Here is a 15,258-nt window from a genome sequence, read left to right on the forward strand (position 1 = left end):
ATCACCCTAGAGGCGAGAGCTTGGTTCGTGTCCCGGCGGCCACCCGGTTTCCCTGGCGACTTGGAGAACACTACACGGCTCAAAACGGCCCTGAACAGGGGGGTCCCTTAAAGCGATCTTCGCAGGTCAACCGGACCGAATGGGGCAGTCTGCGCCGATCCGGCCGGGAGTCTGCGGGGACAAGCGCGCGGGGAATCCGGCTCGGGAAGCCCGCGATCCGGAGAAACAGAGCGAGGAATAGCGGCCAAGGCACTCCGGCGGAGGAGTAGACCCAGCCCTAATCGACGGCGGGACGGTTCTGCCGAGAGCATCATGAGCGGAGCCAGTGGCCTGGGTCACTCAATCAGGCATCGGGGCGATGTCCGGTCCGGGCCGGGCAGCTTCGTTCTCTTCGCGACCGACGGCCGAGCAAGCAACGGGAGGACCCCATGAAGTACCTGATCCTGGCGTACGGGAACCAGCAGGACTACGACCACCTCGGCGGCAAGGACGGCGCGGAACCCGCCGCGACCCCGGCGGAGATGGCGGCCATCGACGAGTTCCTCGCCGGGTTCACCGGGGCGCTGGCCGAATCGGGCGAGCTGGTCGACACGCAGGGGCTCGCCGCTCCGGTGCTGGCCCGCCGCCTTGACCTGCGGGACGGGGCTCCGGTCGTCACCGACGGGCCGTTCGGCGAGACCGAAGAGGTCATCGCCGGGTACTGGATGGTCGACTGCGCCAGTATCGACCGGGCGACCGAGATCGCGGCCGGGCTGCTCACCGCGCCCGGGCGGTTGTCCGAGGCCGGGGTGGTGGTCCGGCCGGTGATGGGTGCGGAAAGCGACGTCTGAGCCGGTGCGCCGAGAAGAGACCGAGCCGGTCGCCGACACGTTGCGCACGCTCGCGCCGCAGGTGCTGGGTGCGCTGGTCCGGCGCTACGGGCGGTTCGACCCGGCCGAGGACGCGGTGCAGGAAGCCCTGCTCAAAGCGTCCCAGCAGTGGCCGGACAGCGGAATTCCGGAGCGGCCGTTCGGCTGGCTGCTGCAGGTCGCGAGCCGGAAGCTGATCGATCTGCTCCGGGCGGAACAGGCGAGGCGGGAGCGCGAGGTCCGGGCGGCCCGCGAGGACGTCGGCGCACCGGCGGGCGACGCCGACGACACCTTGATCCTGCTTCTGCTCTGCTGCCATCCGTCGTTGTCGGCGGCGTCGCAGATCGCGCTCACGTTGCGGGCCGTCGGCGGGCTCACGACCAACGAGATCGCGCGGATGTTCCTCACCTCCGAGGACTCGATGACGCGCCGGATCTCCCGGGCCAAACGGACCGTTCAGGACAGTGGCGTGCCGTTCCGGATGCCGCCGGAGGAGGCGCGGGGCGAGCGGCTCGGCGCGGTGCTGCACGTGCTGTACCTGATTTTCACCGAGGGCTATTCCGCGACGTCGGGGCCGGACGTGCGGCGGGGCGAGCTGGTCGCGGAGGCGATCCGGCTGGCGGAGATGACCGCCGCGTTGCTGCCGGACGACAGCGAGGCGGCGGGGCTGCTCGCGTTGATGCTGCTGACGGACGCGCGGTCGCCGGCGCGGGTTACGGAGCAGGGCGAGCTGGTTCCCCTGCACGAACAGGACCGGACGCAGTGGAAGGCCGAGTCGATCCGGCGTGGGGTGGAGCTGGTGACGGCGGCGTTGCCGCGCGGACCGGTCGGGCCCTATCAGGTGCAGGCGGCGATCGCGGCCGTGCACGACGAGGCGCCCAGCGCGGCGGAGACCGACTGGCGGCAGATCGTCGGGCTTTACCGGCTGCTGCTCAAGGTTTCGGCGAGTCCGGTCGCGAAGGTGAGCCACGCCGTCGCGGCCGGGATGGCGGACGGGCCGGCGGCGGGGCTCGAATTGCTGGCAGCGCTGGAAGACCGTGACCGGCGGTTCTATGCGGCGCGGGCACATCTTCTGGAACGGGCGGGCGAGCGCGAAGCGGCCCGGGGCGCGTACCTGCGCGCGGCCGAACTCGCCACCAACATCCGTCAGGTGCGGTATCTCAACGCCTGCGCCCGGCGGCTCTCCGAAGGAGCTGAACATGACTGACATCCGGCCGTATCGGCTTGAGATCCCGGAAGCGGACCTGGTCGACCTGCGGGAACGGCTCGATCGGGCGAAGTGGGCACCCGAGCCCGCCGGCGGCGACCAGGGGTACGGCGTCAGCGTCGGCCGGGTGCGCGAGCTGGCCGAGCACTGGCGGCATCGCTTCGACTGGCGGGCGCTTGAGCGGCGGTTCAACGAGTATCCGCAGTTCACGACGACGATCGACGGCAGCAACGTCCATTTCCTGCACGCCCGTTCGCCCGAACCGGACGCGATCCCGTTGATCCTCAGCCACGGGTGGCCGGGGTCGGCGGCGGAGTATCTGGCGGCGGTCGGGCCGTTGAGCGATCCGCGGGCGCACGGGCTTGATCCGTCGGTCGCGTTCGCCGTCGTGCTGCCCTCCTTGCCGGGGTTCGGGTTTTCCGGTCCGACGGCCGACACCGGCTGGGGCCCGCGGCGGATCGCGCGGGCGTGGGCGGAGCTGATGCGCCGACTCGGCTATGAGCGCTACGGGACTGCGGGCAACGACTGGGGTTCGGGGATCGCGCCGGAGGTCGGCCGGGTGGCGCCGGAGCAGGTGATCGGCGCGCACGTGACGCAGACCTGGGACCCGCCGCCGGACGACGATCCACAGTGGATCGCCGACCTGTCGCCCAAGGACAAAGCGGCTTGGGACGCGTTCCACCACTACTTCACCCACGAGGCCTCGTACGGTGTCGTCCAGGCTCAGCAGCCGCAGACTCTCGCGCACGCGCTTTCGGACTCCCCCGTCGGGCTGCTCGGCTGGAACGCGCAGGCAATGCACGACCACGGCCTCGACGCGGACGGGATCCTTGCCCACGTCACGATCCACTGGCTGACCGGCACCGCGGGTTCGGCGATCCGGATCTACGCCGAGGAAGCCCGGGAGACGCCCGCCGAGGAACGCAATCCGGTGCCGCTCGGGGTCGCGCAGTTCCCCGGCGACCTGCCGTCGATCCGGGTGTTCTCCGAACATCACCGGAACCTCGTGTCGTGGCACGAGTACGACCGCGGCGGGCATTACGCGGCGCAGGAGGTGCCGGAGCTGTGGGTCGGCGACGTCCGGCAGTTCTTCACGAAGCTGCGCTGAAAAACATTGCTCCGACTACATTGCGCCTTATTGCACTGAGAAATCGCCCCGATTAGCGTCGGGGACATGCAGACAGTCCTTCTCCCCTCCGGCGCGCGGATCGCCTACACCGACCAGGGGTCGCAGCCGAAGATCCCGGTGCTTCTCGTGCACGGGCACCCGTTCGACCGGTCCATGTGGAGTCCGCAGGCCGAGTACGCCGCGCGAAACGGGCACCGCGTCGTGGTGCCTGACCTGCGCGGATACGGGGAGAGCACGGGACCGGAGGTGTCCGGGCTCGACAGCTTCGCCGAGGATCTGATCGGGCTGGCGGATCACCTCGGGCTCAGCCGCTTCGTGCTGGGCGGGCTGTCGATGGGCGGGCAGATCGTGATGCAGACCGTCCGGGACCACCCGGAGCGGATTGCCGCGCTCCTGCTCGCCGACACGTTCGCCGAACCCGAGACCGCAGAAGGAAAGACGGCCCGCAACGCGGCCGCGGACCGGGTGCTCGCGGAGGGGATGGCCGGGTACGCCGACGAGCTGTTGCCGAAGATGGTGTCGCCAGCCACTCTCCGCGAAAACCCCGAGGTGACCGCGCACGTACGGAAGATGATGCACGACGCACCGGCAGCAGGCGCGGCGGCGGCGTTGCGGGCGCGGGCGAATCGGCCGGATTACCGCGATTCGCTGCAGCAGGTCAGCGTGCCGACGCTGGTCGTGGTCGGCAGCGAAGACGAGTTCACTCCGGTCGCCGACGCGCAGCTGCTGCACCAGCTCGTGCCCGGCTCGGAGCTGGCGGTGCTCGACGGCGCGGGGCACCTGCCTAACCTGGAACGCGTGGCCGAGTTCAACGACGTGTTCGGCCGCTTCCTCGACCACGCGGAAGAACGGTGACGCACTCCATGAAGACCGTATTGGTGACCGGCGCGAGCGCCGGGTTCGGTGCCGCAATCACGCGCCGGTTCGTCGCGGAAGGCGCGCGGGTCGTCGCCGCGGCCCGCAGCGGCGACCGCCTGAAGACGCTCGCGGACGAACTGGGCGACGCGGTGTACCCGCTGGTGCTCGACGTACGCGACGCAGCCGCGGTCGCGGACGTCGTCGCGGAGCTGCCCGGGGAGTGGGCGAAGATCGACATCCTGGTCAACAACGCCGGCCTCGCCAAGGGTCTGGAACCCGCGCACGAGGCGAAGCTGGAGGACTGGGACCAGATGATCGAGACCAACGTGACCGGTCTCGTCCACCTCACGCGAGCGGTACTGCCCGGCATGGTCGAGCGCGGTGCCGGGCACGTGATCAACATCGGCTCCGTCGCGGGCAGCTACGCCTACCCCGGCGGGAACGTCTACGGCGCGACCAAGGCGTTCGTGCACCAGTTCAGCCTCAACCTGCGCTCCGACCTGCGCGGCACCGGCGTGCGCGTGACGAACGTCGAGCCCGGTTTGGTGGGCGGCACCGAATTCTCGACCGTCCGGTTCGGCGGCGACCAGGACAAGGCGGCCAACGTCTACGCCGGGACCACTCCGCTGACCGCGGACGACGTCGCCGAGTCGGTGTACTGGGCCAGCTCGCAGCCGAAGCACGTGAACATCAACGTCATCGAGCTGATGCCGGTGGTGCAGACGTTCTCCGCGCTGAACATCGACCGCGAGGCCTAGGCACGGTCCGTGAGGGCCACCTTCACGGACTCTGATTCCGTCAGGGTTCCCCTCACGACCCACTGCCACCGCGGAGGCGGGCCGACTTGCGCCGGGACCGACACAGGCTCCCGAACTGAGCGTGTCGTCCGTGAGGGACTCCCTGAGGGAATCAGATTCCCTCAGGGTTCCCCTCACAGACTTGAAGAAACGGGCATTTCGGCATCAATCAGGCATATCGCCAACCCTGGCGTCCTTTATGGACGGTCAGCAGGCCGACGCCACCCGGCCTAACCTCCGAGCACTGCCCCTCTGCCGTCCGTGAGGGCCACCTTCACGGACTTGGATTCCCTCAAGGAGTCCTTCACGGACCGAAACCACCGCCGCCGATGCACCCAACGAGCGAGGCACCCAGCCCCACCCCCGCACCCCGATACGAAGCCTCCCTGCGCTCGGCGGGTGCTTGTCAAGGCATCTTTCCCGCCTTGACAAGCACCCGCCGAGCGTCAGCACACTCGAGCTTCGGGGTGCCCCACGCAACCCCATCAGCCGGGCGCAAACCGCTCCAACCCGAACAGCTCGAACAACGCCTGCTGCCGCCCAGTCCGATCCGACAAAATCCTTCGCGTCCGCGGCCTCCCCCCAGTAGACCGATGCCGCAGCACCGTCTCCCCGATCCCCCGCAGCTGATCCAGCAACTCAGCCACCGACAGGTTCATCCCGGCCCGGTCCGCCTCCCGCCGCATCAAGTGCGTGACCGTCGCCGCCAGCACCGACACCAGCGTATGCACCGAAATCCGATGCGAAGTCCAATCCCACCGCGGCGAAGGCCCCGCCGCGGCCGGACCGGTCAACCACCGGAACGTCGACTCCAGGTGCGTCCGAGCCCGATAAGCAGTAACCACCTCGGCAACGGGCCAATCCCGATCAGTCACCAAAATCTGCTTACCGAAAAACTCCTCCGCCAACCGAGCCACGGCGGCCTCATCCACCCGCCGCTCCAACCGAAGCTCCCCAGCCCGGGTCCCGGTGAGCGTCGTATTCAACACTCGCTCCACCCGTCGCCCGCGGATGATCCGCGACATCTCCGCATGCACCTGCGTCCGGTCCCCGCGATGCGTCCCCGCCGCGAGCGCAGCCGCCAGCCCGTCCAGCTCCCGCACCGTAGTGCTCAATTCGCTGGTGAACGCCCGGTACTGCGCCGCATGCAGCGTCGCGGAATGGGTGAGGATCACCCGCCGATGCGCACCGTCCACAGTCGCCACCGTGTCGAACGCCGTCAGCCCCGCGAACCGCTCCGGGTCCACCCGCCGACGCACCGACGCCGGCCGCGCGAGCAACTCCGGATGATCAGCCAGCGGAAGCGAGCCGACGAACCCGGTCCGCGCACCGAGGTCCAGCTGCGCAGCCTGGCCAGCGTGGAAAATCAGCGTGACGTCAGTAGTCGGATACCGCTCCCCCAGCTCGGCGGCCAGCGCGCCGAAAGTCGGGGAGTTTTCCCTGCGATAGACCCGAGAAGCCAGCGGAATCGCCCCGTCCCGCGTGACGACCAGGCCGAGCCCGGCCAGCACGTCCTGACACGCCGACGGCAGCGTGCAGTCCGCGGCGGTAAACGCGGCGAACTGCGCGACATCGACGGCTAGCGCTTCCGTCCCGTCGTCCACCAGCAGCTCCAGAACCGCTTCCGCGACAACGGTTTCGACACCGGCGATCCGCTCCGGGCCGAGCCGCTGCAACGCCCGCCAGTGGCTCGCCGTGGTGATCGTTCCCTTCGGCGGCCGCGGCCGGACGAGGTCCTGCGCGAGGCAGCCGGTCCACCACTCCTCGAAGTCCGTCTCCGGCGCGGTCGCCCGGTGCAGCACGGCGAGCGCGACGTGGAGGCCGAGCGTCGGGCGAGCGCGTTGCGGTCCGGCGACCGCGTCTACGCGCCGGACGAGGTCCAGCCGTTGCAGCGTCCCCCACACGGCGGAAACATCGCCGAACGACCGATGCCGCGCCCCTGCTGCCTCCGGACCGCCGCCAGCTACTGCGGCGGCGATGTCCTCGGCCGTCCCGAGATAACGCTGGCCCACCACGCGCGGCTTGCCGTCGACGCGCGCGGACTCGGCGAAGTAGTAGTACGTCCGCCCGCCGATGCGCTTCCCGATCACTGACGCCACCCTTTAGGTAATACCGGCGCGATCGGCCGCCGACAAGCCCTCAACCTGCGTCGATGATCACCCTGGACCGGCTGGGCGCGCAGCGGCGGGCGGAGAGCTGGCTGGTCGCGGCGGCCGGGTCCTAGCGTGGCGGGAATGGAGCCCGAAGCTGGCGTGACCACGCCCACCCCGTCGGCCATGCGCCGTGCGCTCGCCCGGGCGCGAGACGGGAAGACGCTCGACGTCGCCGAGGCGGCGGTGCTGCTGCACGCCCGCGGCGACGACCTCAAGACTTTGTCCGACCACGCCTCCCGCATCCGCGACGCGGGCCTCGAAGAAGCCGGTCGCGCGGGGATCATCACCTACAGCCGCAAGGTGTTCATCCCGCTGACCCGGCTGTGCCGGGACCGGTGCGGCTACTGCACGTTCGTCACCGTCCCGGGCAGGCTCGAATCGCCGTTCCTGTCGCCGGACGAGGTGCTCGACATCGCCCGCAAGGGCGCGGAAATGGGCTGCAAGGAAGCCCTGTTCACGCTCGGCGACCGGCCCGAGGACCGCTGGAAGGCCGCGCGCGAATGGCTGGACGCGCACGGCTACGACGACACCCTCTCCTACGTCCGCGCGATGGCGATCCGCGTGCTCGAAGAGACCGGCCTGCTGCCGCACCTCAACCCCGGCGTCATGAGCTGGCAGGACTTCCAGCGGCTCAAGCCGGTCGCGCCGTCGATGGGCATGATGCTGGAGACCACCGCGCGCCGGCTGTGGAGCGAGAAGGGCGGGCCGCACTACGGTTCGCCGGACAAGGATCCCGAGGTCCGGCTGCGCGTGCTGGAGGACGCCGGGCGCAGCTCGGTGCCGTTCACCACCGGCGTGCTGATCGGGATCGGCGAGACGCACGAGGAACGCGCCGACGCCCTGTTCGCGATCCGCAAGACCGCGCGCGAGTACGGCGGCATCCAGGAAGTCATCGTGCAGAACTTCCGGGCCAAGCCGGACACGAAGATGCGCGCGACCCCGGACGCGGACCTCGAAGAACTCGCCGCGAACATCGCCGTGGCGCGGCTGGTGCTGGGTCCGCGGATGCGCATCCAGGCGCCGCCGAACCTCATCGGCGACCAGTACGACCTGATGATCCGCGCGGGCATCGACGACTGGGGCGGCGTTTCGCCGCTCACCCCGGACCACGTGAACCCCGAGCGCGCGTGGCCGCAGATCGACCTGCTGGCGCGGCAGACCGAGAAGGCCGGGTACGCGCTGCGCGAGCGGCTCACCATCTACCCGGAGTACGTGAAGCGCGGCCAGCCGTGGCTCGACCCGCGCGTCACCCGGCACGTCGCGGCGCTGGTCGACGGCGAGACCGGGCTGGCCCGCGACGGCGCGATGCCGGTCGGGATCCCGTGGCAGGAGCCGGACGGCGGCTGGCAGGAGTCCGGCCGCACCGATCTGCACACCGAGATCGACACGACCGGTCGCACCGAGGACCGGCGCGGCGACTTCGATTCGGTCTACGGCGACTGGAAAGAGATCGGCCGGAAGATCAAGACCGGGCCGCAGCGATTCGACACCGACATCCGGGATGCCTTGCGCAGTGCGGAAAAGAACCCGGCCGGGCTGTCCGACGACGCCGCGCTCGCGCTGCTGCACGCGGACGGGCCGGAGCTGGACGCGCTCACGAAACTGGCCGACGACCTGCGGCGCGAGGTGGTCGGCGACGACATCACCTTCGTCGTCACGCGGAACATCAACTTCACCAACGTCTGCTACACCGGATGCCGGTTCTGCGCCTTCGCGCAGCGGAAGACCGACGCGGACGCGTACACGCTGTCGCTGGAGCAGGTCGGCGACCGGGTGGACGAGGCGTGGGCCGCGGGCGCGACCGAGATCTGCATGCAGGGCGGCATCCACCCGGACCTGCCGGGCACCGCGTACTTCGACCTCGCGGCCGAGGTGAAGCGGCGGCAACCGGACATCCACCTGCACTCGTTCAGCCCGATGGAGGTCGTGAACGGCGCGTCGCGGACGAATCTGTCCATTCGCGACTTCCTGATCCGGGCCAAGGAGTCCGGAGTGGACTCGCTGCCCGGCACCGCGGCGGAAATCCTCGACGACGACGTCCGCTGGGTGCTCACCAAGGGCAAGCTGCCGACGGACGCGTGGATCGAGGTGGTCACCACCGCGCACGACGTCGGCCTGCCGACCACGGCGACGATGATGTACGGCCACGTGGACAACCCGAGCCACTGGGTCGGCCACCTCAAGCTGCTGGCCAAACTGCAGCGCGAGGGTGTGGAACGCAACGGGCGGCGCGGGTTCAGCGAGTTCGTGCTGCTGCCGTTCATCCACCAGAGTTCGCCGATCTACCTGGCCGGCCTCGCCCGCGCGGGCACGACGCTGCGCGAGAACCGGGCGGTGCACGCGCTGTCCCGGCTCCTGCTGCACGGCACCTTCGACAACATCCAGAGCTCCTGGGTGAAGCTCGGCGAGGAAGGCAGCCGGGCGGTGCTGCAGGGCGGCGTCAACGACATCGGCGGCACGCTGATGGAGGAGACGATCAGCCGGATGGCGGGCGCGGCGAACGGGTCGTACAAGACGATCAGCGACATGCGCGCGATGGTCGAGCCGCTCGGGCGCCGGTTGCGGCAGCGGACCACGTCCTACGGGACGCCGACGGACGAGCGGATCGCCGCGGCGAACGAGTCCGACGGGGTCGCGACGGCGGTGCGGAAGCCGTTGCTGCCGCTGCTCACTCCGTGATCAACCGTTGCGGTGCAGCCGCCACAGCGCGATAGCCAGCTGCAGCCGCAACCGGCCGGCGGGATCGCGCACTGGCCAGCCGAGCAGCTGTTCGGCGTGGGCCAGGCGCTCCTGCAGGGTCGAATGGTGCACGACCAGCGTGTTCGCGGCGGCGCGCAGGCTCGGCGCGCCCGCGACGGCGACCAGCGTGGGCAACACCCACGGGGCCGTCGCGCGGGCGTCCTCCAGGCAGTCGACGTCCGCGACCGGTTTGGTGGCCGGGCCGACCGCTTCGGCGAGCACGGCCAGGCCGCCGAGTTCGGCGTAGTCCACAACGGACGGTCCGGGGTCCTCTTCGGTCGCGGTGAAGCGGAAAGCGGCCCGGGCCTGTTCACCGGACAACGGCAGGTCGACGAGCTTCACCACCGTCCCGAGTCCCATCCGCGCGCGCTCCGGCGGAGTCCACTGTGGAGGGACGACCAGCTGGCCGGTATCGCTGACAACGGCGCGCGCGGTGGTGCCGAGGCCGAGCCGATGCGCGGCGAGAAGCCGGGTTTTCTCGTCCGCTGACGCGTCGAGCACCACCTCGACGGACGCTGGGTCCACGGCCCGGCCGCGCGTGCGGTCCAGCACCGACCGCGCCGCCGCGGACGCGCGCTCCAGCACCATCGCGTCCACCGGGCTCGCCGGACCGGGCCGTTCCAGCCACAACGCGGGCGGGCCGTCCGCACGCACCGGTGCCGACAGCCACTCCGGATCGGGCACCTCGGCGGACGGCACCACGCGCCCGTCCGGTTCGACGCGGACGCGCACCCGGCGTTCGTCGTCGGCGAGCCGCGCGGGACAGCCGGACAGCACCGCCGCCCCGCGCACGATCGGCTCCAGCCCGGCTCGGCCCTCGACCAGCCGGTCGAAATACGCGATGACCTTGACCGTCTCGGCCGCGCCGGGATCGAGCGCGCTCAGACGCGTGACCAGCTCCCTCATCGGTCCATCATCGCGCGTCCGGTTCAGCCGAGCAGCCTCCGCAGCCACGGGGTCCGTTCGGCGCGGGCCTGCTGCGACAGCGCCGCCTGCGGGGCCGAACCGTCGAACCCGTGGAAGGCGCCGGGCCAGACGTGCAGCTCCGCCTGCACCCCGGCCAGCCACAGCCGGTTCGCGTAGGCGATGACCTCGTCGCGGAAGGTCTCGGTGCTGCCGACGTCGAGGAACGCGGGCGGGAGGCCGGACAGGTCTTCGGCGCGCGCGGGCGCGGCGTACGGCGAGACGTCCGGACCGCCGCGCGCGTCACCGAGCAACGCGGTCCAGCCGACGTTGTTCGCGGTGCGGTCCCAGCTGCCCATTTCGGCCATCTGGATCGCCGACGGGGAGTCGTTGCGGTCGTCGAGCATCGGGTACACCAGCAGTTGGCCGATCAGCTCCGGGCCGCCGCGGTCCCGGGCGAGCAGCGCGGTCGCCGCCGCGAGCCCGCCGCCCGCGCTCGCCCCGCCGATCACGACGCGGGAGGCGTCGAAGCCGTACTCGGCGGCGTGTTTGACCGTCCATTCCAGACCGGCGTAGCAGTCCTCGACCGGAGCCGGATGCGGGTGTTCGGGCGCGACCCGGTAGTCGACGCACACGAAACCGAGGCCCAGTTCGGCCGCGTACTCCTTGAGGAAGTACAGGTCACCGCCCTTGTGCCCGCCGATGATCATGCCGCCGCCGTGCAGCCAGTACAGCACCGGGACGTCGGCCGCACCGGCAGGCCGCGCGACGATCAGCGGGATCGGGCCGCGCGGTCCCTCGGCGTCCACTTCGGACAGTTCGAGGGCGCCGTCGGCGGTGATCTCGTCCAGCGAGACCTGCCGCTTCGCCGCGGCCGCGCGGACCGCCGGGATCGACTCGAGCGTCTTGATCGGCGGACGCTCGGACTGGAGCGCCTCGAGTGCCGCGGCCAGTTCGGGGTCGAACGGGAGCTGCGGATAGCTGGTCATCTCGGGCGCCTCCAAGGGGTCGGGTGCTGGCCCCATCCTCGCCGCCCGGGAGCAGGCCGGGGACAGCCGGGCGGCGGGAATCTCCCGCCAGGTGGCGGGTCAGCGGGTCAGGCTGATCGCGTTCTTCGCCCGCTCGACGGATTCCTCCGGCGCGGGCCCGGTCGCGTTCTCCGTGGCCAGCGCCTGGTTCAGCTCGACGAACGGCCGCATCCGGGTCTCGTAACCCTCGGGGTCGTCGGCTAGGACATACGCGCCCACCAGGGCAAGGCTCGTGCCCTGGCCGGACAGCACGGAGGCGCAGTACCCGGCGTCGCCGACCAGCGCGACCCGGCCGGTCGTCCAGCGGTCGAGGTGGATCTGAAGCATCGCGTCGAAGAAGAACGTGCGGGACTCCGCCATGGCTTTGACCAGGTCCGGCACCGGGCCGCCAACCTCGGCCAGCCGCTCGGCGACGAGCTTCTTCTGGTCCGCGACGTCCCGGATCTCGCGGTACTCCGGCTCGCCGAAGCCGAGCGTCACGCGGATCTCCTCGTTGCCGGGCACCGGGTAGACCGCGCCGCCGGCCCCCTCGCCCTGGAACCAGATCTGCCAGTCTTCGAGGCCGAGGGTGTTGGCCGCCGGGAAGATCGCCAGGTACTGGCCGAGGTAGCGGCGGAACTGGTCCTCGGGGCCGAAGGCGAGCCGCCGGACCGCCGAATGCGCCCCGTCCGCGCCCACGATCAGGTCGAAGGTGCGCGGCTCTCCCTTGGCGAACTCGACCCGGCCGGACTCGGCGTCGAGCGCGGTGACCTCGTCGCCGAAGCGGTACTCGGCGTCGGTGTGGTCGTGCAGCAGCTGGACCAGGTCGTCGCGGAGGATCTCGATGTCCGCGCTGTCGAGCCGTCCGCTGCTGAAGGTGCGCTCCTCGGAGCGGAACACTTCGTTGCCGGACGCGTCGAGCATCGACATCCCGCGCATCCGCGTGCGCGCGGCGCGGACCTGCTCCCCCAGGCCCATCCGCTCCACCACCTCCAGCGCGACCCCGCGGATGTCGACCGCCTGACCCCCATTGCGCAACCCGTCCGCGCGCTCGACGACCGTCACGTCGTATCCGCTGCGGCGCAGCCAGTAGGCCGACGCGCACCCGGCGACTCCCGCGCCGCACACCAGTGCTTCAGGCATTTCCTCACCCCTCGATACAGTGCTGTATTACCCTGCTGAATCTGCACTGACCTGGCTTTCACTGCCAAAACTGATCTAGTACAGCTGGCTTGCTGATCTAGTACAGATGGGATACCGATGCCGACCGAACCGCCGTACCTCCGCATCGCCGCCGCGCTGCGCGAGGAGATCGCGCAGGGAGAGCTGCCGCCGGGCGCGAAGGTGCCGTCGACCCGTCAGCTGGCTGCCGCGCACGGCGTCGCGACCGCCACCGCGGCCAAGGCGCTCGACGTGGTGCGCCGCGAAGGCCTGGTCCGCGCCGAACCGCGATCGGGCCATGTCGTCGCCGGTCAGCACCCTGCGGCCGATCCGAAGCGTCCGGTGCTGACGCGGGATCGGTTGGTGCGCACGGCAATCGCGATCGCCGACGCGGAAGGCGTGGCCGCGCTGTCGATGCGCGGGCTCGCGGCGCGGCTGGGCGTTCCGGCGATGGCTCCGTACCGCTATCTGTCCGGAAAGGATGAACTGATCTTCCTGATGGCCGACACCGTCTACGGCGAAATCGGCTATCCGGCGCGGGAGCCGGAGGGGTGGCGGGCGCAGCTGGAACTGTCGGCGCGCACGTTGTGGTCAGTGCATCGACGGCATCCGTGGCTGGCGCATCTCGTGCCGCTCACCCGGCCGCTGCCGCTGCCGAACCTGGCCGCGCACAACGAACGGGCGCTCGCCGCGTTGTCGGTCTTCGGGCTGAACTCGGCTGATCTGTGCGATCTGAATGTGCTGTTCTTCAACCACATCCAGGGCACCGCGATCCACCTGGAGCGCGAGCGGCACGCGATGGGGGCGACCGGGATCACCGAGGACCAGTGGATGGAGACGCAGGAGCGCGGGTACGCGGCGCTGACCGGGTCCGGGCGGTATCCGGTGCTGGCGCGGATGGTGGCGGATCTCGCGGAGGGATACGACCTCGACCTGGACCATCTGTTCGAGATCGGGCTGCAGGCGCTGCTGGACGGGCTGGCGGTTCGATACTCGTGAGTGTTTATGCCGGTTCTAACCGGCTTCGCCACTCACGAGACCAGCCACGGGGTTGCCAGAGCGCGGCCCGGAGAGAGTCGGCGGGTTACGCGGGGCTCGTGAGTGGCTATCCCGGTTAGAACCGGGATAGCCACTCACGACGCCTACCCCAGCTTCAGAATGTCGATCCCCCGCTTGTTGTCCGCCACATACGCGTACCCGTCATGCCAGTACGGCGCCCACGAAGCCGCGTCCGCCGGGCGGAAGTACGCGATCTGGGTCGGGTTCGACGGGTCGCTCACGTCCAGGAACCGGGTCCCCTGCGCGTAAAACGACTGCACCAGCACGTCCCCGCGCAGGTCGAAGTAGTGCGCCGAGCAGTCGTCGGACACCGGGTCGCTGCCCTCCTGCCCGGCGACGGTCCAGGTGCCGACGCTCCGCATCCGGAACGGCTTCTCCGGCGTCGACCGCCAGCCTTCGCCCTGGTACGAACCCTCCAGCGACGAAATGGTCAGCACGCCGTCGCCCGCGCAGCCGGGAAGGAAGCTTTCCTCGGTGGCGTACACGAGGTCGTGGCCGCGCCAGGCGCCGTCGTCGCGGGGGCCGACCGGGTGGAAGCTGTTGTGCAGGAACTTCGACGGCGCGGCGGTTTCCGACACTCCGCCGCCCGCGTACGGCACCGGCTTGAGCGCGGTCGCCATGCGGTAGCGGTGCTGCACCGGGTCGCGGTGCATCCCGGACGTCCAGTAGCCGCGCACGCCGCCCGCGCCGGACACCCACGCGACGCCCATCTTGTCCACCTGCACGTCGTGCACGTAGTCGGTTTTGCCGTCGTTGCGGGCGAGTTCGATCGGATCGGGATGCACCTTCGGGGCGCGCGGGTTGCGCACGTCGGTGACCCAGATCGGCCGGCCGCCCCAGTCCGCGGGCTGGTTGTCGGCCTTCGCCGGGCCGCCGGTCCACAGGTAGCGGCAGTCGTCGACGCAGCTGGTGGTGTGGCCCGCCGGAACCTTGACGTAGCTGAGGATCTCGGGCTTCTCCGGATGCGAAACGTCGACCACGTAGATCCCGGACTCGCCGGTGTGCGTGTTGCCCTTGAACGCACGCGGGTCACGGGAAAGGAACACCAGCTTGCGCTTCGCGTCCACCTCGGTGTCTTCGGTTTCCCACAGCCCGGGCAGGCTCAGCTCGCCGATCGCGCGCGGCTTCGCCGGATTGTCCGTGAGGTCGTAGACCTTCAAGCCGAACTGGCCGGACACGACCATCACGTCCCGCTTGCCATACCTGAGGAAGTTCGCCGAAATGGCCCCTTGCGCGTCGGGCACGTTGCCGACCGGCTCCACGCCCTTGATCGCGCCCGGGTCGCCCAGCGTGTGTTTCGCTTCGGTGACCGGCTTGTCGTCTTCGCAGGCAGCGGCGGGCAATCCGGTGGCGACGAGAGTCGCCGCCGCGGTCGCCATCGCCAGTCCGGAACGAAT

Annotated in this window: 12 protein-coding genes; 7 read left to right on the forward strand and 5 right to left on the reverse strand. The window is 70.3% G+C overall.

The genetic code is table 11. From position 1 onward, the window contains the following. Positions 1 to 428: 428 nt before the first annotated feature. From ACFSVL_RS20700 to ACFSVL_RS20720, 5 genes are all read left to right on the forward strand, one after another. Positions 429 to 830, forward strand: coding sequence for a YciI family protein (locus ACFSVL_RS20700; RefSeq protein WP_378306512.1), 402 nt, complete (start codon positions 429 to 431; stop codon positions 828 to 830). Between the two features lie 4 nt (positions 831 to 834). Next, a complete protein-coding gene (locus tag ACFSVL_RS20705; protein ID WP_378306513.1) occupies positions 835 to 2,055 on the forward strand; it encodes an RNA polymerase sigma factor in 1,221 nt (406 codons plus the stop codon). After that, on the forward strand, positions 2,048 to 3,163 hold the full coding sequence (locus ACFSVL_RS20710) for an epoxide hydrolase family protein (RefSeq protein ID WP_378306515.1): 1,116 nt from the start codon (positions 2,048 to 2,050) through the stop codon (positions 3,161 to 3,163). Before ACFSVL_RS20705 ends, ACFSVL_RS20710 begins: the two co-directional genes overlap by 8 nt. Positions 3,164 to 3,229: 66 nt before the next feature. Continuing rightward, entirely contained in the window at positions 3,230 to 4,039 is an 810-nt protein-coding gene (locus ACFSVL_RS20715; RefSeq protein WP_378306517.1) for an alpha/beta fold hydrolase, read from the forward strand. An 8-nt stretch (positions 4,040 to 4,047) separates the two neighbouring features. Then, positions 4,048 to 4,800 (forward strand): SDR family NAD(P)-dependent oxidoreductase, encoded by a 753-nt coding sequence (locus ACFSVL_RS20720; RefSeq protein WP_378306519.1) that lies wholly within the window; start codon positions 4,048 to 4,050, stop codon positions 4,798 to 4,800. A gap of 524 nt (positions 4,801 to 5,324) precedes the next feature. Here ACFSVL_RS20720 and ACFSVL_RS20725 read toward each other — a convergent pair. Then, complete coding sequence (locus ACFSVL_RS20725) at positions 5,325 to 6,938, reverse strand: IS1634 family transposase (protein WP_449224383.1); 1,614 nt, start codon at positions 6,936 to 6,938, stop codon at positions 5,325 to 5,327. A gap of 135 nt (positions 6,939 to 7,073) precedes the next feature. Here ACFSVL_RS20725 and ACFSVL_RS20730 point away from each other — a divergent pair, with 135 nt between their 5' ends. After that, on the forward strand, positions 7,074 to 9,671 hold the full coding sequence (locus tag ACFSVL_RS20730; protein ID WP_378306523.1) for a bifunctional FO biosynthesis protein CofGH: 2,598 nt from the start codon (positions 7,074 to 7,076) through the stop codon (positions 9,669 to 9,671). Here the strand turns inward: ACFSVL_RS20730 and ACFSVL_RS20735 are convergent, their stop codons facing one another. From ACFSVL_RS20735 to ACFSVL_RS20745, 3 genes are all read right to left on the reverse strand, one after another. Continuing rightward, complete coding sequence (locus tag ACFSVL_RS20735; protein WP_378306525.1) at positions 9,672 to 10,637, reverse strand: helix-turn-helix domain-containing protein; 966 nt, start codon at positions 10,635 to 10,637, stop codon at positions 9,672 to 9,674. It lies immediately after the preceding gene. 23 nt (positions 10,638 to 10,660) lie between these two features. After that, positions 10,661 to 11,623: an alpha/beta hydrolase fold domain-containing protein gene (locus tag ACFSVL_RS20740; protein WP_378306529.1), complete on the reverse strand. Its 963-nt coding sequence runs from the start codon at positions 11,621 to 11,623 to the stop codon at positions 10,661 to 10,663. 99 nt (positions 11,624 to 11,722) lie between these two features. After that, complete coding sequence (locus ACFSVL_RS20745; RefSeq protein WP_378306531.1) at positions 11,723 to 12,784, reverse strand: FAD-dependent oxidoreductase; 1,062 nt, start codon at positions 12,782 to 12,784, stop codon at positions 11,723 to 11,725. A gap of 117 nt (positions 12,785 to 12,901) precedes the next feature. Between ACFSVL_RS20745 and ACFSVL_RS20750 the strand changes: the two genes are divergently transcribed. Then, entirely contained in the window at positions 12,902 to 13,801 is a 900-nt protein-coding gene (locus tag ACFSVL_RS20750; RefSeq protein WP_378306533.1) for a TetR/AcrR family transcriptional regulator C-terminal domain-containing protein, read from the forward strand. Positions 13,802 to 13,944: 143 nt separating this feature from the next. Here ACFSVL_RS20750 and ACFSVL_RS20755 read toward each other — a convergent pair whose 3' ends face one another. Beyond that, positions 13,945 to 15,240, reverse strand: a complete 1,296-nt coding sequence (locus ACFSVL_RS20755) for an LVIVD repeat-containing protein (RefSeq protein ID WP_378307284.1) — start codon at positions 15,238 to 15,240, stop codon at positions 13,945 to 13,947. Positions 15,241 to 15,258: the final 18 nt, after the last annotated feature.

Source organism: Amycolatopsis silviterrae (genome assembly GCF_042684085.1).
In the GTDB taxonomy this organism is placed as follows: domain Bacteria; phylum Actinomycetota; class Actinomycetes; order Mycobacteriales; family Pseudonocardiaceae; genus Amycolatopsis; species Amycolatopsis silviterrae.

What these genes read in the sequence shown, in the direction of transcription:
- ACFSVL_RS20700 (WP_378306512.1), top strand. Translation starts at nt 429, where the DNA reads ATGAAGTACCTGATCCTGGCGTACGGGAACCAGCAGGACTACGACCAC.
- ACFSVL_RS20735 (WP_378306525.1), bottom strand. Translation starts at nt 10,637, where the DNA reads ATGAGGGAGCTGGTCACGCGTCTGAGCGCGCTCGATCCCGGCGCGGCC.
- ACFSVL_RS20740 (WP_378306529.1), bottom strand. Translation starts at nt 11,623, where the DNA reads ATGACCAGCTATCCGCAGCTCCCGTTCGACCCCGAACTGGCCGCGGCA.
- ACFSVL_RS20750 (WP_378306533.1), top strand. Translation starts at nt 12,902, where the DNA reads ATGCCGACCGAACCGCCGTACCTCCGCATCGCCGCCGCGCTGCGCGAG.
- ACFSVL_RS20745 (WP_378306531.1), bottom strand. Translation starts at nt 12,784, where the DNA reads ATGCCTGAAGCACTGGTGTGCGGCGCGGGAGTCGCCGGGTGCGCGTCG.
- ACFSVL_RS20715 (WP_378306517.1), top strand. Translation starts at nt 3,230, where the DNA reads ATGCAGACAGTCCTTCTCCCCTCCGGCGCGCGGATCGCCTACACCGAC.
- ACFSVL_RS20755 (WP_378307284.1), bottom strand. Translation starts at nt 15,240, where the DNA reads ATGGCGACCGCGGCGGCGACTCTCGTCGCCACCGGATTGCCCGCCGCT.
- ACFSVL_RS20710 (WP_378306515.1), top strand. Translation starts at nt 2,048, where the DNA reads ATGACTGACATCCGGCCGTATCGGCTTGAGATCCCGGAAGCGGACCTG.
- ACFSVL_RS20720 (WP_378306519.1), top strand. Translation starts at nt 4,048, where the DNA reads ATGAAGACCGTATTGGTGACCGGCGCGAGCGCCGGGTTCGGTGCCGCA.
- ACFSVL_RS20730 (WP_378306523.1), top strand. Translation starts at nt 7,074, where the DNA reads ATGGAGCCCGAAGCTGGCGTGACCACGCCCACCCCGTCGGCCATGCGC.